Raw genomic sequence first — 25,071 nt, forward strand, 5'->3', positions numbered from 1 at the left:
GGCTGTCTATTCCGCCGCGACCTGCGGCAGCGCCTCGACGCCATGATCCCGCAGCAGGCTGCCGTAGATGCCGCCGTTCCGCAGCAGGGCGTGATGCGAGCCGACCTGCGCGATGCGGCCATGCGCCAGCACGATGATCTCGTCGGCGTCGCGGATCGTCGCCAGCCTGTGGGCGATGACCAGCAAGGCCCGGTCCTGCCCGAGCCGCCGCAGGGCGCCGGCGATGCGGCGTTCCGTCGTCGCATCCAGGGCGCTGCTGGGCTCGTCCAGGATCACCACCCGCGCATCGGCCAGGGTGACGCGGGCGATTGCGATGCATTGCCGCTGGCCGCCGGACAGGCTGCCGCCGCGCTCGGCGACGCGCGTGTCATAGCCGTCGGGCAAGGCGCGGATGACGTCGTCAACCCCGGCGGCAATTGCGGCCTCGATCGCATCGGCCCGCCTGGCCCCGGGCCGGCCATAGGCGATGTTCTCCCACACCGTTCCGTGCAGCAGCGGCGAGTCCTGCAGCATCAGCGCCACGTGGCGGCGCACGTAGCGCAGCGGCAGCCGCCGCAGGTCCTCGCCGTCCAGCAGCACCTGGCCGGAACCGGGATCGGCCATGCGGATGGCCAGCATGGCGATGGTCGTCTTGCCGGCGCCGGTCGGCCCCACCAGCGCCACGCGGCGGCCCGGCGCGAGCGTGAAGGCGACGTCGGCCAGCGCGGCCACGCCCGGCTTGTAGGCAAACCCGACGCCGCGGAACTCCATCCGCCCGAGACAGCGGACGGGCACCACCGGATGCGGCGGGTCGCAGACCGGCGAGCGTTCGTCGAACACCTCGCGGATGCGCTCCAGCGCCACGGCGCAGCGCCCGAGTTGCGGCGCGGCCTTGGTGATCTGCCGCACCGGCGTGACCAGGCCGCGCAGGTAGGCCAGGAACAGCAGCAGGTCGCCGGGCGTCAGCGACCCGGAAAGCGCCCGCATCGCCCCGTACCAGATGACGGCGGTGGTGCCCGTCGCGATCAGCACATCGATCAGCGGGCGCAACTGCGCCTGCGTGCGGGTGGCGGCGAGCGCCGCACGCAGGCTGGACAAGCCCTGCAACGCGAACCGCCGCTGCTCATGCGGCTCCCGCCCGCTGGTCTGCACCAGGGGCAGTGCGGCGAGCACTTCCTGGGCGAGGCCCCATAGCTCGCCCTCCCTGCCGCGTGTCCGGCGCAGATGCGCCCGCAGGAGGTGCGACCAGCGGTAGTTGATGAAGCCCAGCATCGGCAGGATCGCGATGACCAGACAGGCGTAGCGCCAGTCGATCAGCAGCATCACGCCAACGATGCCGGCCAGGGTCAGCACATGGGGAAACAGGCTCGTGCCGGCGACGACGATCACATCCTGGATCTGCCCGGCGTCCTCGGTCAGGCGGGACATCAGTTCGCCGCCGCGGCGGTGGCGATGATAGGCAATCGGCAGGCTGAGCAGGTGATTGAAGACCTGGCGGCGCAGGGCGTACACCGTGCGCTGGCCGGCGGACAGGAACAGCCGGTTGCCGCAATAATCCAGCGCCGCATCGGCCGCCGCCAGCGCCAGCATGACCACGGCGAGAAAATTCAGCAGCGCGATCCGCTCCGAGGCGATCGCCGGCGACAGCGACACCATCCAGTGCGGCGGGTGCCGGCCCAGGATCACGCAGTTCACGACGTATTTCAGCGGCCATGGCACCAGCACCAGCACGCCGGCGCGCCCGAGCATGGCCAGGCCGGCCAGGATGATCTGCTGGCGTCCGGTGAACAGCAGCCGGGCCAGCCACCATCGGTCCGCGGTCATGCCGCGGCCTCCGTTGGCCGCAGCGCCGGGTCGTCCAGGATGCGCTCGACGATGCCGGTCCAGTTCCAGACGCGGTGCGCGTGTTGCGAGGCCTGTTGCCCCAGGCGCCCGCACAGGCCGGGTTCCGACAACAGCCGGTGCATCGCCGCCAGGAAGCCGACGTGATCGTCCGGCGGATACAGCAGGCCGGTGATGCCGTCGTCCACCAGCGCCGTGATCTGGCCGATGCCTGGCGCGACCACGGGGCGCCCGGCCGCGAGCGATTCGACCACCTTCAGCGGCGAGAAATAGAATCCCGGCTGTGCCGCATACGGCGCGACGGTGAAATCCATTGACGCGAGGTACGCTGGCACCGCCGCATGCGGGACCGCGCCGGCAAAAATAACCGCGTCGGTAAGGCCGAGGGCGGCGATCCTCTCGCGCGCCGCCTGCTGCATCGGGCCCTCGCCGACGGCCAGGAGCCGCGCGCCGGGGCGCTGCCGGTGCAGGGCGGCGAAGCTGTCGATCAGCAGGTCGATGCCGTGCCAGGCTTTGAAGCTGCCGACAAAGCCGATCAGGGGGACTTCGCCCAGGCCGAGCTTGCGGCGCATCATGGCGGCGACGACCGGGTCGTGCGCGAATGCCGACGTGTCGACGCCGTTCGGCGCGACCAGGATCTGCCGCGCCGTCACGCCGGCCGCCTCCAGGCGGTGCCGCATCGCCTGCGACACCGCCACATTCAGGGTCGCCGCGCGCCAGGACGCGGCCTCCCGCGCCGCAGCCAGGTCCCTGAGCACCAGCCCGCGATGGCGGGCCGCCTCCTCGGTCAGCGGCGAATTGACTTCGAGGATGCGTGGAACACGCAACCGCCTGGCAAGCGCGGCGCCGGTGCGGTGGAACAACGCGTGCCGCTCGTAGATCAGGTCGGGCGCCGGGGCGTCCCGCAGGACCGCGGCAATGCGCGCGGGCAACGCGCGGTCGTGGGCCAGTAACTCAAGCTCGCGGCGCACCGCCGGGCCCAGGGCCGCTTCTGGATCAAGGCCGAGCGTCCTGGCCTCCCGCTGCAGCATGTCGGTATCGACGCCGATGGGCAGTTCGATCATCCGTCCCGGCGGCGGCGCGTTGCCGGCGCCGAGCCGGGTGCTCAGCACCGTGACCTCATGGCCAAGCCGCGCCATGGCGGTGACGACAGACCGGACATGCACCGAGCCGCCCTTGTCGCCCAGCGTCGGAATGCCGCGATCGAAATTGAGGTAGAGGATGCGCATGGCGGTCACTCCGCCGCGGCCAGGGTGATGCCGGGCGACAAGGCGAGGGCCGTGCCTGGGGCCAAATCGGGGGCCAAATCGGGGGCCAAATCGGGAACCGTGTCGGGAACGATGCCGGGGACCGTATCGGGCGCCGTGTCGGGCGCTTCGACGGCCTCGCAGGTCAGCCGCCCGACCAGTCCGCGCAGCGCCCGGGTGTTTTGCCAGCAGTCGAAGCACTGTTCCAGGCGCGCCCGGGCTTCCGCCGCCAGGCGGCGGCCAAGCGCCGGGTCGCCGAGCAGCCGCGTCATCGCGGCCGCCAGGGCTCTGGGATCATTCGGCGGCACCAGCAGGCCGGTGCGCTCGTGCTCCACCACCTCGGGAATGCCGGAGATGGCGGTGGAGACGACCGGGACGCCGGTTGCCATCGCCTCGACGATCACGTTGGGAATGCCGTCGCGGTCGCCGTCCTCGGCGATGCGCGGCGGCAGGGCGAACAGGTCGGCCTGCGCGAACAGGCCGATCAGGCGCTCGTGCGTCATGGCGCCGTCGAGGCTGACCAGACGATCGAGCCCGCGTGCCGCGATGTCGGTCGCAAGCTGGTCGCGCAGCGGGCCGGCGCCGACGATGCGACAGCGGAACGGCACGCCTTGGCGCTTCAGCACGGCGCAGGCGGCAAGCAGGTCGTCCAGGCCCTTCTTCGGCACAAGACGGGCCACGCACAGGATCAACGGCGGCTGACCCGCGGCGGCGAATTCATACGGCGGCGCCCGGTAGCGGAAGCGGGACAGGTCGATGCCGTGATAGACCAGGTTGATCTTGCCGTGCTGGTCGCCCGGCACGATGCCGCGCAGATGGGCGACGTTGTAGTGGGTGCAGGTGGCGACGAACGACGCGGCGCGGATGCGGCCGGCGACCAAATGCGGCGGCGTCAGGTAGATGTCCTTGGCGTGCGCGGTGAAGCTGAACCGCAGGCCGGTCATCATGCTGACCAGGTGCGCCACCTCCGACGGTGCGTTGGCGAAATGCGCATGCAGGTGGGTGATGCCGCGCCGGCGCGCCTCGCTGGCGAAGAAGCCGGCCCGCAGGAACTGCCGCCAGGACGAAAGCAGCGGCGCCGACGTGACCGAGAGCCTCAGGGCATGGGAGAACGCGCGCGCATAGCCGGCGGGCGACGCGGCGGCCGCGGCGGCATGGCCGCGCCCCAGCGCAACCAGCTTGCGGCCCCAGGTCACGGGCAGGTGCGACAGCGCGGCGCGCACCTGCGCCACCAGCGGATGATGCGGCGGCGGTTCGGGCGGCAGCAGCGAGAAGATGTCAAGATGCTCGCCGAGCGCCTCCATGGCGCAGATTTCGTTGAGAATGAACGTTTCGCTCAGGCGCGGATAGCGCTTCATCACGTAGGCGACGCGGCGTCCGGAGGCCGGTAACGGGGCAAGCTCGGTGACCGCCGCGGCCGCGCGCGCCGCGCCATCCAGCGGGATCGCATCCCATTGCGGCGTGGTTTCCACGCGGCCGGCCAGCACGCGCGGCAGCAGGCGCGCCAGTGTCCGGGCCAGATCGGCGCCCTCCTCGGCGACGTGCACGAGCCCGAGCCGTTCCAGCATGCGCGCCCGCATCAGTTGCTCGACCCGCGGGGTGCTGCGGGGGACGATGATGGCCGGCTTGCGCGCGGCGAGGATCTCGGCCGTGGTGTTGTAGCCGCCCATCGACACGATGACGTCGGCCTGCGCCAGCAACGGCAGCAGGTTCGTGGTGAACGGCAGGATCGCCGTCCCGGGCCGCCCCGCCACCGCGCGCCGGAGCGCGTCCATCTGCCCGGCCGACATCAGCGGCCCGGGCACCAGCAGGGACGAGGTTGCCTGCGGCGGCAACGCGGCGAGGGCATCGAGATAGGCCGCCATCATGGCGTGGCCGTCGCCGCCGCCGCCGACGGTGACCAGCACGCGCAACCCGGGCGCGTCGTGCAGGCCGGGCCAGGGCTGGTCCACCGCCGCCGCGGCCGGCCGGCCGACATAGCCGACGTACCGCAGCTTCGCGGCGACGGCGGGGGGCATTTCATACGCCTGAGAAACATCGAAGATGTCGCGGCTGCCGTACACCAGGATGCGGTCGTAGGCGTGCTCGAGGAGTTCGTAGATTTCCTCGTCCTGCCAGAGTTTGCGGACGACGTCGGGGCTGTCGATGATGTCGCGCAGGCCCAGCACGACACGGGTGTTCGGCATTTCCTGCCGTACCATGGCCAGCATCGGCAGCAGTTCGTTCTTCATGCCGGCGGGCGCATGGTCGACCAGGATGACGTCGGGCCGTTCCCTCGCGACGGTGTTGAGGATCAGCGCCTCGCGGTAGCCCTTGACCAGCCCGAACGGGCTGCCCGCGCCATGCGCGGCATATCGTTCCGCTCCAGTCTTGACCACGGGCGGCAGTGGTTGCACCCTCAGTCCGGGCGGCAGGTCCCAGGACCGGATCACCGGGGAGCCGCTGAGCAGGAGCACGTCGCAGTTCCGCCACGGCGCGAGCAGCGCTTCCGCAACGGCGAGGTTGCGGCGCAGGTGGCCCAGGCCGAATGTGTCGTGTGAGTAAAGAACGACGCGGCGGCGCGGGCCGTCCGCCGAAAGTGCCCCGTCGATCTGGAATGGCTGGGCAGAAAATGCGGTGCCGCCGTCGGCCATGGTCCATCCTCCCCGTTCGGCTCCGGGTCCCGAAGCCGTTGATGTTACCGTTCCCGTTGTCGCCGAGGCACGACTGTGGCCAACATCGGCCTCCAGGCGTCGCCTTGACGCATGCCTGATGCCGGGAGAGGATAATCGCGCTGGCTGACGAGAGCCTGACCTGCCGCCGAAAGCGTGCAGTTTCATCAACCAGTAATATTTGACAGACTTTCAACTTATGTACTAATGGCACGATGCGCGTCCTGGTCGTCGAAGATAACGAGAAGCTGGCTGATCTGCTGACAAGCCGGCTCACCGAACAAGGTTATGCCGTCGATGCCGCGGCCAGCATTGACGCAGCCGCAGCAATGCTGGAAGTCGTTTCATTCGATCTGGTCGTTCTTGACCTCACACTGCCTGACGGCGACGGGCGGGCATTCCTGCGGGCATTGCGCGCTGCGGGCAATGGCGTGCCGGTACTGGCGGCAACCGCGCGCAGCGACCTGCTGGAGCGGGTGTGCACGCTGGACGACGGTGCCGACGATTATCTGGTGAAACCTTTTTCGACCGAGGAACTGCTGGCACGGGTGCGGGCGCTGCTGCGCCGCCCGCGCGTGACGCTCGATACCGTCCTGGCAGTCGGCAATATTGCGCTGGATACAGCGAGCATGGCACTGAGCATTGACGGCGCCGCCACGGAGATACAACGGCGGGAACTCAGCGTCCTTGCCGTCCTGCTGCGCGACCAGGGCCGCCTGGTGCCGCGGCGGGTACTTGAGGAGGCGATCTATTCGCTCGACGACGAAGTGACGCCGAACGCACTGGAGGCGGCGGTTTCACGCCTGCGGCGGCGACTCGAACAGCAGGGCGCGAGCGTGCGCATCGCCACGATGCGTGGCCTCGGCTATATCCTTTCGGAGCAGTCATGACCGACACCGCGCAATCACCCACGCTGATCCGGCTGCTCACGATGCGGATCTCGATTGTCGCCGGCGTGGCGGTGCTGCTGATGCTGGCGGCGTTCGTTGCGCAGTACCTGGCGGACCCGGAAGAGCTCGTGCGGATGGTGCTGGAAACCGAGGCGAAATGTATTGCCGAGGCTGTCGCCAACGGCAACGTGCCCGCGCAGTGGGCACATTACCGTGATTATCCGCAGGCCTACGGCTTTCGCGTGTTCCAGAAGGGACTGCCGCCCGGCAAGCGCCTGCTGGCACAGGTCAATGACGCTGCCATGCCTGCCATGCCCGCGTCAGTACCCAACAAGCGGGATCCCATACTGGCTTTGAACGAGGAGTTCGGAGCGCTGTCCGGGCCGGGCGGACCCAGGGATCATCGTGGTTGGATGATTACCCACCGCGTTGCGGTCCATGGCCACGGCTTCTGGGTGCAGGCCGTTCTGCGCAGCGATCCCGCCGGGCTGCGGTGGATGATGCTCGGCCAGGAGGTGCTGATGCGCGTGCTGCTGCCGTCGGGCCTGTTGATCCTGGTGATGGCATGCGCCGTGCTGTGGGTGATCCGGTCCGCGTTGCTGCCGCTGCAGCGGGTGGCGCGGGAAACCCGTGCCCTGGCCGACATGGTCGCCCAGGGCGAGCGCATGCAGCCGCTGGCCAAGGATGGCCTCACCCTGGAAATGCGCGAGGTGGTGCGCGCCCTGAACGGCATGACCGCGCGGCTGAACGCAACGATCGCGCGGGAGCGGGCGTTCGCGGCGGATGTGGCGCATGAGCTGCGCACGCCGCTTGCGGTCCTACGCCTGCAACTGGCGGAACTCCCGCCCGGACAGGTCGCGCGGCAGTTGGATGAGGAGGTCGCGGCCCTTGCGCACCTGGTCGGCCAGTTGCTGCGCTTTGCGCAGGCCGAAGAGGCGATGGCAAGCGAGCGCCGCCCCTGCAACCTGTCCGCCATCGCCCGCGATGTCTGCGAGGAACTGGCGCCGTCGGCACTGCGGCGGCGCCAGGAACTGAGCTTCGTGGCGCCGGACGAATCCTTGATCGTTTCGGGCAACCCGACGCTGCTGGACGTTGCGGTGCGCAACCTCGTGGACAATGCCTTGCGCGTCTCTCCGGTCGAGGGCCTCGTAACGGTCAGCATCCTGGCACAGGGACTGGCGGTGGAAGACAGCGGGCCAGGTGTGCCGGACGCTCACAAGCCGCGCGTGTTCGACCGCCTCTGGCAAGCCGATCGGCGCCGTGGCGGCGCGGGGATCGGCCTCGCACTGGTTCGCCGCGTCATGCAATTGCACGACGGTGCGGTCACAGTGGAGGATTGTTCCGATGGCGGCGCACGGTTCGTGCTGACATTCGTCCATGTCCAGCCGGTCTGCTGCAGGATGGGCGAACCCGCGCCGGCGGTGGTTGGCTGATCGGCTCCTGCCTGAGTCCGGAGGGCTTGGCGGTGGCGTTGCTCGAGCAGGCGTTGAGCCCCGCCGCATTGGTCCGGCCTGCTGGCGGCGTGCAAATGCGGCCGCGTCGGCGGCTGTCGTGCTGCCGCAAGAGTGAGAATTTCTGCTGGATCACGCTCGCCGTTGACATCATGACGCGGATGGTAACCGGCTTCTATCAGATCACTTATCCCACCGCCCTCGGCTGCCTCACGCCGACGTCGTCCGGTGCCGCCGCCGCAGGAACTGCGCATCGATGATCAGCGCCGCGACGCCGCAGACGATCGCCGCGTCCGCCACGTTGAACACATACCAGGACAGGTCGCCCCAGGGCGTGTTCACATGCGCATGGATGAAATCAACCACGGCGCCGAACCGCACCCGGTCGATGACATTGCCGATCGCCCCGCCGGCGATGGCGCCGATGGCGGTGCCGACGATGGCGTCCTCGGCCCGCCGCAGCCACACGCCCAGCGCCGCCACCACCGCCAGCGACACCGCCGCCAGCGCCACATGCCCCCAGGCGCCCAGGCCGTTCAGCATGCCGAACGTCACCCCCCGGTTCCACACCATCGTCAGGTTCAGCACCGGCAGCAGCACCACCTGCCGCACCGCCTCCAGGTGAAGCACGTTCAGCACCCACCATTTGCTTGCCTGGTCCGCCGCCAGCACCACCAGACCGGCGGCAATGCCCAGCGGCACGTAGCTGCCGCGCCTCACGCCGGCTTGCATACCAGCCCCGACTCCACTGCATCCGCGCAGCGCAGGCACAGCGTCGGATGCGTCGTGTTCGTCCCCACCTCCGGCAGCACCCTCCAGCAGCGGACGCATTTCTCGCCGGGCGCGGGCGTGACCTTCGCGAGGGGTTCGCCCGTGTCCAACCCGAGTTTGACGGAGGAGACGATCGCGATCTCGGCCCATGCGGCTTCATCCAATAATGTCTGGTGCGCCTCGTCCAGCGGCAGCTCGACCGCCGCCTGCAGCGAGGAGCCAATGAGGTTCGCCTTGCGGGCTTCCTCGATCGGGATGGTGATCCGGCGGCGGATGCCGCGGATCGTCTCCCACCTGGCGGCCAGCGCCTCGTCGCGCCAATGCGCCGGCAGCACCGGGAACAGTTCCAGGTGGACGCTGGAGTCCGCGCCGAACCGGGCGGTCCAGGCTTCCTCGGCGGTGAAGCACAGCACCGGCGCCAGCCAGGTGCACAGGCAGCGGTGCAGGTGGTCCAGCACGGTGCGGGCGGCGCGGCGGCGCAGGCTGTCCGGGCGGTCGCAGTAGATCGCGTCCTTGCGGATGTCGAAGTAGAACGCCGACAGATCGACCGCGCAGAAATTGTGCAGCTCGGGATAGACGCCGGTCCAGTCGTAGGACTCGACCGAGGCGCGGATGCGGGCGTCCAGCTCGGTCAGCCGGTGCAGCACCCAGCGCTCCAGTTCCGGCATGTCCGCTTCCGGCACGCACTCGGCCTCGGAGAAGCCGTGCAGGCTGCCCAGCACCCAGCGCAGCGTGTTGCGCAGCCGGCGGTACAGCTCCGCCTGCTGCTTCAGGATTTCGGGGCCGATGCGCAGGTCTTCGGTGGTGTCGGAGGACATCACCCACAGCCGCAGAATATCGACGCCGAACTTGGCGGCGACCTCCTCCGGCGCGACGGTGTTGCCCAGCGACTTGGACATCTTGCGGCCTTTTTCGTCATTGACGAAGCCGTGCGTCAGCACCGCCTTGAACGGCGCGCGGCCACGGGTGCCGACGGCTTCCAGCAGCGACGAGTGGAACCAGCCGCGATGCTGGTCCGAGCCTTCCAGGTACAGGTCCGCCGGCCACGGCAGCCCGCGCTTCTCCAGCACGAAGGCGTGCGTCGAGCCCGACTCAAACCAGACGTCGACGATGTCCATGACCTGCTCGTACTCGTCCGGATTGTAGTCCGGCCCCAGGAAGCGACTGGGCGGCGAGGAATACCAGGTGTCGGCGCCTTCCTTCTCGAACGCCGCGACGATCCGCTGGACCACCGCCGGATCGCGCAGCGGCTGCCCCGTCCGCTTCTCGACGAACACGGTGATCGGCACGCCCCAGGCGCGCTGGCGGCTGATGCACCAGTCCGGCCGCGAGGCGACCATCGAGCCGATGCGGTTGCGCCCCTGGTCGGGCACGAACTTCGTAATGGCAATGGCGGCCAGCGCCTTGCCGCGGATGTCGTGCGGCCCGTCCATCGGGATGAACCATTGCGGCGTGGCGCGGAAGATCAGCGGCGCTTTCGACCGCCAGGAGCACGGGTACGAGTGCACGATCTTGCCGCGCGCCAGGAGGTTCCCCGCCCCTTGCAGCGCCGCGCAGACCGGGTCCGCCGCCTTGTAGACATGCGCGCCGGCGAACAGCGGCACCCAGGCGTTGAAGGTGCCGTCGTCGCCGACCGTCTCCGGAATGTCCAGGCCGTGCGCGCGGCCGAGGATGAAGTCGTCCTCGCCATGGCCCGGGGCGATGTGCACGAAGCCGGTGCCGGCCTCGGTGGTGACGAAGTCGCCCAGCAGCAGCGGCGTGTCCTGCTCGTACCCCTGCCCGCGCAGCGGATGCGCCAGGATGGTGTCGGCAAGCTCCGCGCCCTTCAGCGTGGCCAGGACGGTGTGCGCGGTGATGCCGGTATCCGCCAGAACCGTCGGCAGCAGCGCCTCGGCGACGACGATCTTTTCCCCGGCCCGCGCCAGCGAGCCCTCGGCGACGCCGTCAACCTGCACGACGGCATAGTCGAATTCGGCGCCGGCGGCGACAGCGCGGTTGCCGGGCATGGTCCAGGGGGTGGTGGTCCAGATCACCACCGCGGCGCCCTCCAGCGCCGGGACACTGGCCTTGACCACGGGGAAGCGGACCCAGATCGTGGTGCTGGTGTGGTCGTGGTACTCGATCTCGGCCTCGGCCAGGGCAGTCTTTTCCACCGGCGACCACATCACCGGACGCAGGCCGCGGTACAGGCTGCCGTTCAGCAGGAACTTGCAGATCTCGGCGGCGATGGCGGCCTCGGACGGATAGTCCATGGTGGCATAGCGCTCGCCCCAGGCGCCCTCGACGCCCAGGCGGCGGAACTCCTGCCGCTGCACGTCCATCCAGTGATTGGCGTAGGCGCGGCATTCGGCGCGGAAGTCCAGGATCGGCACCGCGTCCTTGTCCTGCTTGCGGGCGCGGTATTCTTCCTCGATCTTCCACTCGATCGGCAGGCCGTGGCAGTCCCAGCCGGGGATGTAGTTGGCGTTGTAGCCGGCCATCTGCCGGGTGCGGTTGATGACGTCCTTCAGGATCTTGTTCAGCGCCGTGCCGATGTGCAGGTGGCCGTTGGCGTAGGGCGGCCCGTCATGCAGGATGAACAACGGCCGTTCAGCCGCGGCGGCGCGCAGCTTGCTCCAGAGGTCGACCGCGTCCCACTTCGCCAGGATCTGCGGCTCCTTCTTCGGCAGGTCGCCGCGCATGGGGAAGCTGGTCTGCGGCAGGAACACCGTGTCGCGGTAGTCGCGCTGGGAGTCGGTGACGGCGTCGTTCATTGAATATTCCGTACGGCAGTGGGCGGCCAGCCGGAGCTGTCCGGGGATCAGGGGGGCCAGCCTATACACGGATGCGCGCGGCGCGACCATGAAGAACGCAGAAAGGTGAGAAGATCGCGGCGCCCGTCCCACCCGGCCGGTTGGCCGGGCCGTCCGTCAGGACCCTCGGAGCACCCGGCCCGGGGCCCTCCCACTGCTGATCACGCCCGGCCCCCGGACCTGCACCCGCTTGGCCGGATGCCGGATCTGCCTGATGGGCGCCATACTGTGGGCTCCGACGCAGCTGAGGCCGGCCGCCCTGGCTCCCCACCTGCGTATCACTGCAGAGGTTCGCGGCGGCGGACCGCAGCCCGGCTGTGCTCGGAAACAGATGTGACAGCGCTCCGCGCGCGGGCCATCCACGCCATGGCCCACCAACCGCAGGATCGCCATTTGTGTTCATTTGTGGTTGCATTCATGTCGAAACCGGCACATCCGAAGCCGCGGCCCGAGCTTGCTGCCGGTGGCAACCGCCAGCGTCCGGTGATCGCCCAGCCTTGGAGCCGCGACCGTTCGGTTATGCAACCACAAATGAACACAAATGAACACAAATGTCCTTCGGTTTCATCTGCTTCGCCCGATACCAGACCTTGGTCGGCAGGAGCCACTGGCGGGGCAGGACAGGCACGGCATCACGCTGTTCTTCGTCATGCCCGAGCCGTTATGTTCGTCGATGCCTGATAAGAACAATCCGATATAGAATCTGTTTCTTTATCCCGCTCTTTGCGATGCCTTGCCGGCACGTGCCGCTGATTCATGACGCCGCTGCTGCATGCCGTTTTCTTCCGGCATCGGGAAGATCCTGATATCGTTTGGACTTCTTTATCACCGTGCCATTCGTCGCATCCTCTGCCGAATCGCTCGACAAAAGCCCGATCGCCGGGAATCCTGGCAGGGGGAATCGTTCCGCAGGCAGGCGCATGCACTCAGGCGGCTTCGACCAGCAAGCAGATCCCGGGGTCCACCGGCCATGACGCGCCGCCGGCGGATCTTCCTCGCCATGACGGCCGTCGCCGGCGCCTTCGCCGCCTACCAGGTCGCCACCAGCTTCATCGCCTACACCGCCGACGCCTACGTCCGCTCCGACCTCGTCGCCGTCGCGCCGGAGGTCACCGGGCGCATCGTCAGCGTGCGGGTCACGGACAACCAGACCGTGGCGCGCGGCGACCTGCTGACGCTGATCGATCCGGTGCCGTTTCAGCTCGACGTGGACCAGCGCCGCGCCGAGATGAACGAGGCGCAGGCGCAGGTCGCCGCGGACCAGGACAGCGTCACCTCGGCCGAGGCGGCCCTGACCGCCGCGATCGCCGCCGCCACCTATGCCCACGAGACCCATGCGCGGCTGACCGCCCTGGCGTCGGACCAGTTCGCCGCCCGTGCCGACTTGCAGAAAGCGGACGACGACATGCGCCAGGCCGACGCGGCGGTCGAGGCGGCCCGGGCCGCGACCGCGCGGGCGCAGGCAACGGCCGCCATGCACCAGGCGGCCGAGGCCCGGGCAACCGCGGCCCTGGGCACGGCCGAGTGGCGGCTGACCCGCACCCGGCTGACCGCGCCGGTCGACGGCAGCATCATCAACCTCGGCCTTCGCCCCGGCGACACCGCCGAGGCCAACCGGCCGCTGGTCGGGATCGTCGATGCGCATGCCTGGCGGATCGTCGCCAACTTCAAGCAAAGCTTCCTCAGCGGCTTTGCGCCCGGCGACGCAGCCTGGATCTGGCTTGACTCCGAGCCCTGGCGCCTGCACCGCGCCCGCGTCCAGGGCATCGCCCGCGGCATCAGCCGCGATCCGGCGCCGGGCAAGCTGCTGGCCTATGTCGCGCCGACGACCGACTGGATCCGGCTGCAGCGCCGCTTCCCGGTCACCCTGACCCTGGTCGATCCCCCGGCCGATCTGACGCTGTACATGGGCGCCGACGCCCGGGTGCTGATCCTGCCATGAGCGGGCCGTTCGCCGCCGCGGTCCGGGTGACGCGGGAGGCGGGCGTGGCGCTGCGCCAGGAACTCGCCGAACTGCACCTGCTCAGCGACCGGGGGCCACGCTGCACCATGACGGCGGTGTCGGTGGCGCTGGCGGTCATGCTCGCGCTGATGCTGCGGCTACAGGACGCCTGGTGGGCGGGGATCAGCGGCTTCGTCTCGATGCAGGCGACGGCGCCGGCCTCGCTCCAGCGCGGCGTGCTGCGGATCATGGGAACCTTCGTCGGCGCGGGCGCGTCGGTGCTGCTGAGCCCCTGGCTGGCCGGCGATCCGCCGACGCTGGCGCTGGTGCTGTTCGCCGTCAGCACGCTGGGCGTGCTCGGGCTGCTGGTCAGTCCGCACGGCTATGCCTGGCTGCTGGGGGCGATGACCGCCGACATGGTGCTGGTGGCGCTGCTGAACGATCCGCCCTCGGCCATGGGCGTCGCCGCCAACCGCATCGCCGAGGTGGTGACCGGGACCGTCGTCGCCGTCTGCGTCGCGCTGGCCCTGGCGCCGGAGGCCGACACCGCGGCGGCGGCGCCACCGCCGGGATGGGGCGACCTGCTCGGCATGCAATGGGGTACGGTGCAGTTCGCGCTGCGGGCCGGCGCCGGCGCCATGCTGGTGCCGCTGGTGTGGAACTGGCTGGACCTGCCCAGCCTGTCCCAGGCCGCCGTGACGGTGACCGCCGTGATGGCGGTGCCGCGGCTGTCCGCGGACGACGCGGCGAACCAGCAGATGGTCACCGAGCGCGCACTGCAGCGCGTCCTCGGCTGCCTGCTGGGCGGGATTGCCGGTTTGGCGTGCGTGGCGCTGTCGCTCGACAGCGTGCTGCCCTGGCTGCTGCTGCTGGCGGGCGGTGTCTGGGTGTGCGCGCATATCCAGGCCAGCGTGCGCGGCATCGGCTATGTCGGCACCCAGGCCGCGGTGGTGTTCATCCTGACGCTGGTCCAGGGGCCGGGGCCGCCGCAGAGCATCCTGCCCGGCATCGGCCGCTTCGCCGGCGTCACCGGCGGCCTGCTGATCCTGCTGGCGGTGTCCGCCCTGACCGCGCCGTCCACCAATGCGCCGGCGGCGGTCCGGCGCTGAGGCACCGGCACGGGGCCTGGCTCTGTGTCGGCCCGCTGTAGGAACCTGGCTTGCCGCGCGGGATCTCGTCGAGGAGCCGAATGGCCTGTGACGAAAGCCGCGTCTCAGGCCTGGCTCCCGGGCCAGCCTTCCGGCAACTCATCACCCGGGACAAGCGTTGGCGCGCCCGCCTTGGCGAGAATACGCCCGAGATCGCCTGGCGCGGCGCGCGCCGCCCGTTCGGCCAGGTAGTCCCGCGCCTTCAGGGCCGCCACCTTCTCGGCCGCCGCCTGAACCAGGAACTGATTGACCGACACGGCATCGCGACTGGCCAGCGCTTTCACGTCTTCCATCAGGGAAGGCGGGATGCGGAGGGCAAAGTTGCTGATGGTCGCCATGATAGCCTCCTCAAAATGTCGCCCGGCCGGCAGACCGGAATATCCAGACGCGGCGCACCAGGATCAAGGGTGCGGTAATCCGCGATATTGAACGATACCAGGGCATCAGCCTGGCCGTTGATCGCCAACTCCGCGAACATCTCGTCGTCCGGATCGCGCACCGAAGGCCGGATGCGAAAATGCGTCGTGACGGCATCGGCCTGCGCCACGAAAGCATCCAGAAAGCGATCCACGTCCTCGGCATCCATCCGCATCGCGTGCAGGTGCTCGGTCCGCTTCAGCACGGCCTCGTATTCGATCACCGTGGCGACGCTGACCAGCGGCGTGATCACCTTCGCCTCCATGGCCAGCAGGAGAACCCGAGAGGCGCCAATGGTGCTGCGCAGACCGCTCAGAAGAACGTCGGTGTCCAACACCGATCTCATATTGCCTACAATATCACCATGCGTCGTGGCTGGCAATCATTGCGCATTACGATGGCTTTGCTATCGGCCTGGGGCTTGGATACGTCGGTCCGGCCGGAGCCAGTTCGCATTCACCTGCAAACCACCGAGGCGCTGAATGCCGGGTGGCGGATCGCAACCCAGCCGTGGCTCGGCCCACGCCTTGCCGGCCCACATGGTGATGCATCAGGCGTGATCCCGCCGATTGGCCGCGGCGCTCTGCGCGCCGCCATCAGTCCGCCAGCTTCACCGTCCAGGCGTCGTAGCCATAGACCCAGTCGGCGTCGTGTGGCTCCCGCAGCCAGGTGTTCTGCGCCGAGGTCTGCTGGATGCGCGAGGTCCGCGGCTTGCGCGTCGCCTGGTAGCGGCACAGCGCCGCGTGCACGCCGTCGGGATCGACGCCGTCGAGGCAGCGCGCGAGGATCGCGGCATCCTCGATCGAGGTCGCGGCGCCCTGCGCCATATAGGGCGTCATCGGGTGGCAGGCGTCGCCCAGCAGCGCCACGTTGCCCTCGACCCAGCGCGGCAGCGGATCGCGCTCGACCAGCGCCCATTTGTGCACGTCGGGACAGGCGGCGAGGATCGCCCGCACCTGCGGGTGGAAGCTTTCGTAGGCAGCGCGCAGCGTCGCCAGGTCGCCCTTGGCGGACCAGGACTCGACCGAGAAATCCGGCTCCGGCGTGCTGGTGACGAAATACAGCTCGTCGCGGCGCGGGTTGACGAAATAGCTGACGATGTGGCGATCCGGCCCCCACCATTTGACGCAGGGATACGGCTGCACCCCCTGCACCCGCGCGGTGGGAAACACGGTGCGGTAGGCGACGCGGCCGGTGTAGCGCGGTTGTTCCTTGCCCAACATGAACTCCCGCACCACCGAATGCACGCCGTCGGCGCCGATGACCGCGTCGGCCTCGGCCGTCTCGCCGTTGGCGAAGGCCATGCGCACGCGGCCCGCCGCCCCCTGCTCCAGGCCCACCAGCCGGTGGTCCAGGCGGATGATGTCGGCCGGCACCAGGTCCGCCAGCATGGCGTGCAGGTCGCCGCGATGCATCAGGAAATACGGCACGCCGTGACGCTGCCGCACCGTTTCCCCGAGCGGCAGGGAATTGGTCAGCGCGCCGGTATCATGATCGCGGCTGTCGTTGCTGTCCGGCTGGAACGCCTGCGCCAGCAGCGTGTCCTCCAGGCCGATTTTGTAAAGCACCCGGACCGAATTCGGCGCCTGCTGGATGCCGGCGCCGAGCCGGGTGAAGCCGCGCGCCTGCTCGTAAACGCGGACATCCAGGCCGATGCGGCGCAGGCAGGCGGCTGCGGTCAGGCCGCCGATGCCGGCGCCGATGATGGCGATGCGGGGCTTGCGCTGCGGCATCCGTTTTCCTCCGTCGGCCAAAGTGTGATCCACGTCACACCGGCGGGCAAGCGGGACGCCTACTCTGGCCCAATTCCACCATGGACAGCGGCACCGATTGCCGCTGTAGTCGCGCCGGCAGGGAGAAAGCGCAATGGACATCAGGCATGTTGTCGTGCTGATGCTGGAGAACCGCTCGTTCGACTGTATGTTGGGGCAGTTGTACCAGAGCGACGCCACGTTCGACGGCCTGACCGGCACCGAGCAGAACACCTGGCACAAGCCGGGCGGCCTGCAGCAGACCATCCCCGTGTGGGCATCGCCAGAGCTGACCCCGACCGCCGCGTGCATCCCCGCCCCCGATCCGGGCGAGCTGTTCACCGACATCGCCATGCAGATCCAAGGCCTGGTCGCGGACGGCCAGCCCAACACCGGCCCGGCGACGATGGGCGGTTTCGTTGACAACTACATGCGCCAGCCGCTGCCCGATCCGAAGACCGATCCGCCGCCCGATCCGCCGGCGGTGATGCATTATTTCACCCCCGACCAGGTGCCGGTGCTCAGCGAGCTGGCGCGTGCGTTCGGCGTGTCGGACCGCTGGCATGCCTCGGCACCGTGCCAGACCTGGCCGAACCGGTTCTTCGTCCATACCGGAACCGCGAACGGCTACGTCAACAACTCGCCGACGCATTTCCCCTATACCATGCAGACGGTGTTCAACCGGCTGGAGGACGCGAAGCAGAGCTGGCGCGTGTATTTCCACGACATCCCGCAATCCTCGACCCTGGCCCGGCTGTGGGACAACGCGGTGACGAACTTCCGCTTCTTCGACCGGGAGTTCGAGGAAGATGCGAGGAAGGGGCGCCTGCCGGCCTACAGCTTCATCGAGCCCCGTTACTTCACCGATCCGGTGCTGCGGCAGATGCCGAACGACCAGCACCCGCCGCACGACATCCGCCATGGCGAGGCGCTGATCGCGCGGGTCTACAACGCCGTGCGCGCCGGCCCCGGCTGGAAGAACACGCTGCTGATCATCACCTATGACGAGCATGGCGGCTGCTACGACCACGTGGTGCCGCCGCCGGCGACGCCGCCCGGAGGCCAGACGCCGGACGGCTACACCTTCGATTCGTTCGGCGTGCGGGTTCCCGCGGTGATCGTCTCGCCCTGGGTGCCGAAGGGCGCGAAGATTCGTCCGCCGGGCCCGACGCCGTTCGACCACACCTCGGTCATCGCCACGCTGGCGAAGCTGTTCCGTTTCGCGTCGCTGACGCCGCGCGACGCGGCGGCGCCAAACCTGCTGGAGGCGCTGACCGGCGACGGCGGCAACAACGGCCCCGCCTCGATCGCCGTGCCGACTGTGACGGTGACGCCGGAGCAGCTTGCGCGATCGGTCGCGCGCCCGGCCAACGCCATGCAGAAGGGACTGCACACCGCGGCGATCGTGCTGCCGACCGCGGGCGCGAACGTTGGCGCGCATATCCAGCGACTGGCGCAGGCGCCCGATCCCGCGCCGATGCCGACGCCCGCGCTGGCTGAATCGCCGGTGGCGGCGATTGCGGCGCATATCAAGGCCTTCCTGGGAAGCCTGTAGGCGGGGTGTCATGTCCACGCCAACCGGAGGCGGCCCGCCGCGCCGGTCCGGCTGCGACAGGCGGGGCGGACGAGTGAAGCGCGAACGTCGTGCCTCCGGCAAGTCCCCGGATCGGCACGGCATCCGGCCGGTCCGGCATGATCGCGATCAGGAATGGTCCCGCTGTCGACAGCGGAATTCCGACCGCCGGGCGCGACCACGCGTTGCCCGGAATGCCTGTCCAGGCCGATGCCACAGCAAACCGCATGCAGGTCGGGACATCGCCTGCGATGGAGAGAGCGGAGGATTTCCCCCGTCCCCCCGACCCGGACGAGGATCTCCGGCAGAGCGGGTAACGCCCCGCCTGCCGGTTTCAGCCGCCACAGGACCTTGGTTGTGACCAGAGTGCAGTCCGCTGTCGGCAACCCAAGATCGCCCTGTGCCGATTCCGGCGAATCGAAGGTCGGGTCGGCATGGCAACGCGATCACCATCAGACGCTGTATGGTAGAATGTATTTTTCGCTTTTGTCGCTTTCGTAAAACTGGAAGCTTTTTTCGATCCGCGTGGTTGCCAAAGAACGTTGAAGCAACCTTTCATTGCCGTCAGTCAGCCAATTCCGTTGCTGACAGGAGAAGGTGATGCCGGTATGATTCCATACCGTTTGAGAGACGCAACACGCCACGGTGCAGCCAGGGCGCCCCTGACCTGTCTCGCCATGGTGGTGGCGATCGTGCCGCGCCTCGCCTGCGGGGCCGAGGGGCTCGACATGACCCTGCCGCCCACCAGCATGCCCGTTCAATCGGCTGCGACTGCGCCAACGGATCCGCCGGCCGACCCCGGCGGCTTCAGCGATTTTCTCGCAACGTGGAAAGCCCGGGCGGCGCAGGCGCGCGCGACACAGCCGGCATGGAGCAGTCCGCTCGTCACCACCAGCGGCATGCTCGAACAGCGGATCCGCTTCGATATGGCCGCGCAGCATTCCGGCAACGGGACGAACACCACCGTGCTCGACGGCGGCAAGGGCATCGACCTGATTGTCGGCCCGACCACTGAAATCCAGTTCGCCGTGGCGCCCTATGACTTCCGCACCGGGGTCCCCGGCACCGGCCCAAAGAACAAGGGGGCGATCGCGTCCCTGAACGGGTTCGGCGACTGGCCGTTCGTCCGCATCAAGCAGCGGCTGGCGAGCGGATCAGCGAACGAAGGCAACTACTTTGTTTCTGCCCTGTTCCAGATCCAGGCGCCAACGGGGATCGCCCGCCTGACCAGCGATGCCTGGACTCTCCTGCCGACCCTGGCATTCGGCAAGGGATGGGGCGCGTTCGATATCCAGGGCACGGTCGGCGGCATTCTGCCGCTGTCGAGCGCCGACAGGATCGGCTACCAGGTGGCGACCAACGTCGCCTTCCAGTACCACGTGCTGCGCGTGCTCTGGCCGGAACTGGAAGTGAACTGGATCTATTACGCCAACGGCCAGCGCGGCGGCCTGAATCAGGTGTACCTGACGCCGGGGCTGGTGGCCGGCCGGCTGCCGCTGTCAGACAATCTGAAATTCACGCTCGGCGTGGGCTACCAGGTGGCCGTCTCGCCGGCCTACGTCGCCAGGCCGCTGACGCCCGCGTACAACCATGCGTGGCTGTTGACGACGCGGATGAACTTCTAGCGGCGAGCATGGAGGCGGCCGTCATCGCGCCGCCAGCATCTCCAGGAACGTCTGCAGCACCGGCACCACCACCTCCGGCGCGTCCTCCTGGATGTAGTGCCCGGCGGATGGCACGTGCACGGCCGGCGCCTTTGGCCACAGGCCGTCGAAATCGGCCAGCGCCAGTGCCGGCGGGATGGCGCGGTCGCGCATGCCCTCGATCATCAGCGCCGGCTTCGCGCGCAGGGCGGGCACGCCGGCGGCGCCTTCCCTGACGAACTCCCGGATCCGCCCCAGCGCCAGGTCGAGCGGAAATTCGATCGCGCCCTTGCAATCCGCCGGCGTCGGGAACGGCGCGGCATAGGCGCGGATGAAGGTCGGATCGACCCGGTCCAGCCGCTCCAGCCCGACGATCTGCATCACCGACAGGATGGTCGAGCCAAGCTGCGACAGCACCGCCTCGGTGCGGCCCGTCGGGAGTCCCTCGCGAATCCAGCGGAACCACGGCGTTTCCAGCGGGTTCGGCAGATCGCGCCGCCCGGCCGCGCCATAGCCGACGACGGTATTCATCAGGACCAGGCTGTGGATGCGCTCGGGGTGCCGCGCCGCGTAGCCGACGCCGATGGGGCCGCCCCAGTCCTGCATCACCAGGGTGATGTCGCGCAGGTCCAGCGCTTCGATCAGCGCCGCGAGGTTGGCGACGTGCGTACGCAGCGTGTACTCCCGGTCGGGCGGAGTCGCGCTCTTGCCGAAGCCCATGTGGTCCGGCACCACGACGCGATGGCCCGAGGCTGCCAGCGACGGGATGAAGCGGCGCCAGATATAGCCCCATGTCGGCTGCCCGTGCAGCAGCAGCACGGGACGCCCCTGGCCGTTTTCCCCTGGGTCTCGGTCTCCCCCTGGGCCTTCGTCAACGTAATGCTGCCGGAAGCCCGCCGCTTCGCAAAAGCGCGGGGCGAAGGGCCAGGTGCCGTCGAAGGTCTCGTCCGCCGCGATCATTGCCTACTCCTGCGCAACCATGCGTGTCCGAATGTGTCCGGTCAATCCCGCGAACGTGACGGCCAGCCGATCGGCCAGGCGGCGCGGCTGTGCGACGGCCGGCCAAGCCGCCAGGTCGCGCCGCGCCAGCACCGCCGGCAGCGCCGCCGCCACCGCCGACCGCGGCACCGCGCGGGGCCGGGCCTGCGCCAGGAACGCCCGTCCCTCGCCGGCGACCGCGTCCAGCACCGCCCGCGCCGGCGCGGCGCCGGGATCATGGATGAATGCCTCCGGCGACAGTCCGTGCCGCGCCAGCAGCTCCTGCGGCAGCAGGCAGCGGTCCTGCGCCGCCAGCGCGCCGCTGGCCCGCAGCAGCGCCGCCACGCCATAGGCGGCACCGAACGGCCGGAACGGCTCGGGGTCCGGCGCGCCCAGTGCGGCCGCCGCCGCCACCGCCAAGCCGCCGGCGCCGGCCAGCAGCCAGCCGCGCCAGTCCGCCAGTGTCGGGAAGTCGCCATACGCCTCCGCCTCCCGCGCCTCGATCAGCGGCAACAGCCGATCGGCTGGCAGCGCACCGGTTGCGATGGCCGCCGAGACGGGCGTGGCGACCTCGTGCGGACGGGGCGCGCCCTCCACCACCTCCCGCCACCATTGCAGCCGGATCAGCGCCAGCGGCGGCTCGTGCGCGACGCTGCGGGCGCGGGCGAGTTCGTGGTTGAAGGCATACAGCGTCAGCAGCGCGTCACGCCGCGGGGCCGGCGCGAACAGCGCGGTCAGGAACCGGTCCGGGTCATGGCGGCGAACCAGGGCGACGATCGAGTCGTTCATGCCGCGGGTCGTCGCGCGGTTCGTGCCGCCTGGCAAGCCTGCCCGCTCTTGGCCTGCCGGCACGGGTTGACGACCCGCCATCGCAACCATAGCTACGGATCGTTACCGGCCGCATCCACGGCACCCAACAGCACTGTGTTTGGAGGTATCCATGGCTTTCGAACTGCCGACCCTGCCCTACGCCAAGAGTTCCCTCGGAGCGAAGGGTATGTGTGAGGAAACCCTCGATCTGCATCACGGCAAGCACCATCAAGCCTACGTGACGGCGCTGAACGGCTTCGTCGAGAAAGATTCGGCGCTGCAAGGCAAGTCGCTGGAGGACATCGTCAGGTCCACCTACAACGACGCCGCCAAGGCGCCGGTGTTCAACAATGCCGGCCAGCACTGGAACCACATCGTGTTCTGGCAGTGCATGAGCCCGAACGGCGGCCGCATGCCGACGAAGCTGGAAGCGAAGATCAAGGAAGACCTGGGCGGCGTGCAGGCGTTCAAGGACGCCTTCAAGGCCGCGGGCGCCAGCCAGTTCGGCTCGGGCTGGGCCTGGCTGGTACTGGGGCCGGACGGCAAGCTGAAGGTCACCAAGACCCCGAACGGCGCCAACCCGCTGGCCACCGGCGAGGGCAAGGTGCTGCTGGCCTGCGACGTGTGGGAGCACAGCTACTACCTGGATTTCCGCAACCGCCGCCCGGACTACCTGCAGAACTGGCTGGATAACCTGGCGAACTACGAATACGCCGAGGCCCAGCTGTAGGAACCAACAACCCGGACGCGGTCGCCGCGCCCGGGTTGTTCCTGTCCTCGGCCAGACGGGGCGTTTCCACGCGCGTGGAAACGCCCCGTCTGGTGTTGCACGAGCCACCGCGTCAGCCCGGGACCGCTTCGGAATCCCGGGCTGGCGTTATGCTAGTGCGGCACGAAGGTCGGCCACTCGAAGGCCTGGCCGAGATCGATCGCGACCTGGAAGCCGAGCACCCAGGCGTTATGGTACTGGACCGGTGGCGTCCCCGCCGGCGTGCCACCGTTGGTCGGGTTGACAATCAAATCCGCAAACGGCTTGAACGTGATGCCCGGAATGACGCTGAAGCCGTAGTTCAGCTCGAAGTCGTATTCCTTGTTAAAGGCGGGATTGATCTGCGAGTTGTTGACGTACAGCGAGGCAATGAAGCCGGCCGTATCGCGTGGCCGCGAATAGATTGGCCCCTGGGTGAACAGGCCGCCATAGTACTGGCCCCATTGCCCGGAGTTTCCGGTATAGGTGATGGCACCGCCGAACACCCACAGGCTTTGATTGGTGTTGCGGTCCGGCCGCCAGACGGCCTGCTGGCCCTGCGCATACCAGGCGCCACGGGCATTCCGGCCGCCGATGAACGTGTTGGCGTTGGCGATGGCGGTGTCCACGTAGCCGCCAATGTCATACTTCGCCGGATACTGGGCGGTCTTGTAGCTGGTCTGGTAGCCGATCTCCATCGGGATGAAGGCGCCCGGCGTGGACGGCCACCAGGCGAACCCGTGATCGGCGTACGGGAAGGGGGGGTTGAACTGGTGCTGGTAAACACCGGCCCTGACATAGACTTCCGGCGTCACCTGGAAGTTGACGCGCCCGCCCCACTCCGAGATCGGATACGCGCCGTTCAGGTTGTTGCCATACCAGCTTGTCGGCTGCGCGCAGATCTGGCCGACGAAGGTGCAGGAGATGTCCGAGAACGCGAAGTCAAACGTCGGGTTGGTACGGCCGAGGGTGACGTCCAGCCGGTCGTTCCAGAAGCCCTGTTCCCAGTACAGGTAGCCCAGGCGGATCTGGAACGGGCCCTGGTCGGACGTGATCAGGCCCGCGGTATTGCCGGCGATTCCTTCGATGGGAATGCCGGCGCGCTGGTCGAAGCCGATATGGATCGAGGCCGAGGGGATGCCCAGGATGGTCTCGAGGTCAAACACCGCGGCCGTGGAGAAATGGCCGATCGGCATGATGCCGTTCTCCTTGCCGCCGGAAACGACGGCCGCGAAATCATAGGCGTAGGCGGCGTCGAAGTAGATGCCGTTGTTCTTCAGGGTCTGCCCGAAGTTGATGATCGGGTCGAATGGTGCCGCCGACGGCACAGCCTGGGCATGGGCTGAACGTGGATCGAGGCACAGGACGCCGGCAAGCGCCGTAACGCCCAGGTAAAGCCCGTAACGCATTTTCGACATGATACACTCCCAGTCAGCCCGTTACCGGCTGTTTTTATTCCTATTGTACGATTGCTTCCCGTGCGGAGGCATCCCTGCCGGTCCTACTGCTGCGCTGGCGGCAAGGCTCCGTTGGCCTGCCGCTGGCGGATCATGGCCCTGACCAGGTCGTCGGCGAACTGTTCGCACGCCGCGTCGGCGAAATCCAACGCCCGCGTCGGCCGGCCGGGCGCCGGAAGGTCCATCACCGTCGGGCTGACCGGCGAGGAGAACGCCACCAGCAGGTTGCCATTCTGGGAATCGGTGAGCTTGCCCGACATGGTCATCGTGCCGGCGGTCGATCCACTGCCCTCGGGCATGCCGACCGACAGCGCCGGTCCGGCAAAGTTCCAGCCCGCCGGCGCAGCGTACTGCGGCCGCGGCGGAACCAGACGGGCCAGAACGAGTTCCAGCCTGAACACGCCCGGCCCGGGCTGGTCCACGACCCTGAACCGCCGGCCAACGGCCGCACGCACATCCCTGGTGCACATGGCGGCAACCTGGTCCACCTGGTCCGGGCTCAGATCGGCGAAGTACGAGCCTCTGCCGCGATACACGGTGGCCGGCGGGATCTGGTAGGCGGATGCCGAGCGCTCCGCGGCGGCGAGTTCGGGGCTCCGCCACAGCCGGGTGCCCATCGGCGCGGCGCCCGAAAGATCCTCCGGTGCCTTGGTCAGCGGCACGTTGGTGTTGAGCGCCCGCGCCCCTGGCGGGGTGCACGCCGAGAGCAGCAGCCCGAACGCACCGATCGCTGAAAACGACAGCACCGCGCGTGACTGTCGGGACAACAATCGCACCACGCCGGATCGACACTGGGTCTCTGTTTCCCGAGACCGAACTACCTTGGAACCGCGCATCGGAGCGCCGATCGCTTGAACAGTCTTTTTCATTGTGTTGCCCCCACAGACCAAAGCCGCGCAGGACTTATTACTTACTGGACGCACGGATGCATTATAGAACGCGGCTTCGTTCGCCAGACTGACGACGCTTCCAGCGAACTGT

At 68.7% G+C, this 25,071-nt stretch carries 19 protein-coding genes; 7 read left to right on the forward strand and 12 right to left on the reverse strand.

Annotated features, from left to right (window positions below; genetic code table 11):
• Positions 1-6: 6 nt before the first annotated feature.
• The 3 genes from CCS01_RS08070 to CCS01_RS34555 are packed head-to-tail and all read right to left on the reverse strand — an operon-like array spanning position 7 to position 5,701.
• The gene (locus CCS01_RS08070) at positions 7-1,803 is read right to left on the reverse strand and encodes an ABC transporter ATP-binding protein (protein WP_104518319.1); all 1,797 of its coding nucleotides are present in this window, start codon (positions 1,801-1,803) and stop codon (positions 7-9) included.
• Positions 1,800-3,050 carry a glycosyltransferase family 4 protein gene (locus CCS01_RS08075; protein ID WP_104518320.1) on the reverse strand — a complete coding sequence of 417 codons (1,251 nt, stop codon included), beginning with the start codon at positions 3,048-3,050 and terminating at the stop codon, positions 1,800-1,802. The genes CCS01_RS08070 and CCS01_RS08075 overlap by 4 nt, the downstream gene beginning before the upstream one ends.
• 5 nt (positions 3,051-3,055) lie before the next feature.
• Complete coding sequence (locus CCS01_RS34555; RefSeq protein WP_204848182.1) at positions 3,056-5,701, reverse strand: glycosyltransferase; 2,646 nt, start codon at positions 5,699-5,701, stop codon at positions 3,056-3,058.
• 233 nt (positions 5,702-5,934) lie between these two features.
• Between CCS01_RS34555 and CCS01_RS08090 the strand changes: the two genes are divergently transcribed.
• Together CCS01_RS08090 and CCS01_RS08095 are read left to right on the forward strand one after the other, a co-directional pair.
• Positions 5,935-6,609 carry a response regulator gene (locus CCS01_RS08090; protein WP_104518321.1) on the forward strand — a complete coding sequence of 225 codons (675 nt, stop codon included), beginning with the start codon at positions 5,935-5,937 and terminating at the stop codon, positions 6,607-6,609.
• Positions 6,606-8,042, forward strand: a complete 1,437-nt coding sequence (locus CCS01_RS08095) for a sensor histidine kinase (RefSeq protein WP_104518322.1) — start codon at positions 6,606-6,608, stop codon at positions 8,040-8,042. Before CCS01_RS08090 ends, CCS01_RS08095 begins: the two co-directional genes overlap by 4 nt.
• Before the next feature lie 228 nt (positions 8,043-8,270).
• Here CCS01_RS08095 and lspA read toward each other — a convergent pair whose 3' ends face one another.
• Both lspA and ileS read right to left on the reverse strand, forming a co-directional pair.
• Positions 8,271-8,792: a signal peptidase II gene (gene lspA, locus CCS01_RS08100; protein WP_104518323.1), complete on the reverse strand. Its 522-nt coding sequence runs from the start codon at positions 8,790-8,792 to the stop codon at positions 8,271-8,273.
• A complete protein-coding gene (ileS, locus tag CCS01_RS08105) occupies positions 8,777-11,584 on the reverse strand; it encodes an isoleucine--tRNA ligase (protein WP_104518324.1) in 2,808 nt (935 codons plus the stop codon). Before ileS ends, lspA begins: the two co-directional genes overlap by 16 nt.
• A 1,039-nt stretch (positions 11,585-12,623) precedes the next feature.
• On the opposite strand from ileS, the gene CCS01_RS08110 reads away from it, so the two are divergent.
• Complete coding sequence (locus CCS01_RS08110; RefSeq protein ID WP_204848183.1) at positions 12,624-13,565, forward strand: HlyD family secretion protein; 942 nt, start codon at positions 12,624-12,626, stop codon at positions 13,563-13,565.
• Positions 13,562-14,674, forward strand: coding sequence for an FUSC family protein (locus tag CCS01_RS08115; protein WP_104518326.1), 1,113 nt, complete (start codon positions 13,562-13,564; stop codon positions 14,672-14,674). Before CCS01_RS08110 ends, CCS01_RS08115 begins: the two co-directional genes overlap by 4 nt.
• 104 nt (positions 14,675-14,778) lie before the next feature.
• Here the strand turns inward: CCS01_RS08115 and CCS01_RS08120 are convergent, their stop codons facing one another.
• From CCS01_RS08120 to CCS01_RS08130, 3 genes are all read right to left on the reverse strand, one after another.
• Complete coding sequence (locus CCS01_RS08120; protein WP_104518327.1) at positions 14,779-15,051, reverse strand: toxin-antitoxin system HicB family antitoxin; 273 nt, start codon at positions 15,049-15,051, stop codon at positions 14,779-14,781.
• Positions 15,006-15,464, reverse strand: a complete 459-nt coding sequence (locus tag CCS01_RS08125; RefSeq protein ID WP_158258287.1) for a putative toxin-antitoxin system toxin component, PIN family — start codon at positions 15,462-15,464, stop codon at positions 15,006-15,008. Before CCS01_RS08125 ends, CCS01_RS08120 begins: the two co-directional genes overlap by 46 nt.
• A gap of 262 nt (positions 15,465-15,726) precedes the next feature.
• Complete coding sequence (locus CCS01_RS08130) at positions 15,727-16,863, reverse strand: FAD-dependent monooxygenase (protein ID WP_104518329.1); 1,137 nt, start codon at positions 16,861-16,863, stop codon at positions 15,727-15,729.
• Positions 16,864-16,996: 133 nt separating this feature from the next.
• On the opposite strand from CCS01_RS08130, the gene CCS01_RS08135 reads away from it, so the two are divergent.
• Both CCS01_RS08135 and CCS01_RS08145 read left to right on the forward strand, forming a co-directional pair.
• Positions 16,997-18,436 (forward strand): alkaline phosphatase family protein, encoded by a 1,440-nt coding sequence (locus CCS01_RS08135; RefSeq protein ID WP_104518330.1) that lies wholly within the window; start codon positions 16,997-16,999, stop codon positions 18,434-18,436.
• 695 nt (positions 18,437-19,131) lie between these two features.
• Positions 19,132-20,079, forward strand: a complete 948-nt coding sequence (locus CCS01_RS08145) for a hypothetical protein (RefSeq protein ID WP_104518332.1) — start codon at positions 19,132-19,134, stop codon at positions 20,077-20,079.
• 21 nt (positions 20,080-20,100) lie between these two features.
• On the opposite strand, the gene CCS01_RS08150 is transcribed toward CCS01_RS08145, so the two are convergent.
• Together CCS01_RS08150 and CCS01_RS08155 are read right to left on the reverse strand one after the other, a co-directional pair.
• A complete protein-coding gene (locus CCS01_RS08150) occupies positions 20,101-21,057 on the reverse strand; it encodes an alpha/beta fold hydrolase (RefSeq protein ID WP_104518333.1) in 957 nt (318 codons plus the stop codon).
• A 3-nt stretch (positions 21,058-21,060) separates the two neighbouring features.
• The gene (locus CCS01_RS08155) at positions 21,061-21,864 is read right to left on the reverse strand and encodes a squalene/phytoene synthase family protein (RefSeq protein WP_104518368.1); all 804 of its coding nucleotides are present in this window, start codon (positions 21,862-21,864) and stop codon (positions 21,061-21,063) included.
• Between the two features lie 151 nt (positions 21,865-22,015).
• Here CCS01_RS08155 and CCS01_RS08160 point away from each other — a divergent pair, with 151 nt between their 5' ends.
• The gene (locus CCS01_RS08160; RefSeq protein ID WP_104518334.1) at positions 22,016-22,615 is read left to right on the forward strand and encodes a superoxide dismutase; all 600 of its coding nucleotides are present in this window, start codon (positions 22,016-22,018) and stop codon (positions 22,613-22,615) included.
• Positions 22,616-22,767: 152 nt separating this feature from the next.
• Here the strand turns inward: CCS01_RS08160 and CCS01_RS08165 are convergent, their stop codons facing one another.
• Both CCS01_RS08165 and CCS01_RS08170 read right to left on the reverse strand, forming a co-directional pair.
• On the reverse strand, positions 22,768-24,051 hold the full coding sequence (locus tag CCS01_RS08165; RefSeq protein ID WP_104518335.1) for a carbohydrate porin: 1,284 nt from the start codon (positions 24,049-24,051) through the stop codon (positions 22,768-22,770).
• 83 nt (positions 24,052-24,134) lie between these two features.
• Positions 24,135-24,857 carry a DUF3313 family protein gene (locus CCS01_RS08170; RefSeq protein WP_158258288.1) on the reverse strand — a complete coding sequence of 241 codons (723 nt, stop codon included), beginning with the start codon at positions 24,855-24,857 and terminating at the stop codon, positions 24,135-24,137.
• Positions 24,858-25,071 lie beyond the last annotated feature (214 nt).

This window comes from Rhodopila globiformis (assembly GCF_002937115.1).
Lineage (GTDB): Bacteria > Pseudomonadota > Alphaproteobacteria > Acetobacterales > Acetobacteraceae > Rhodopila > Rhodopila globiformis.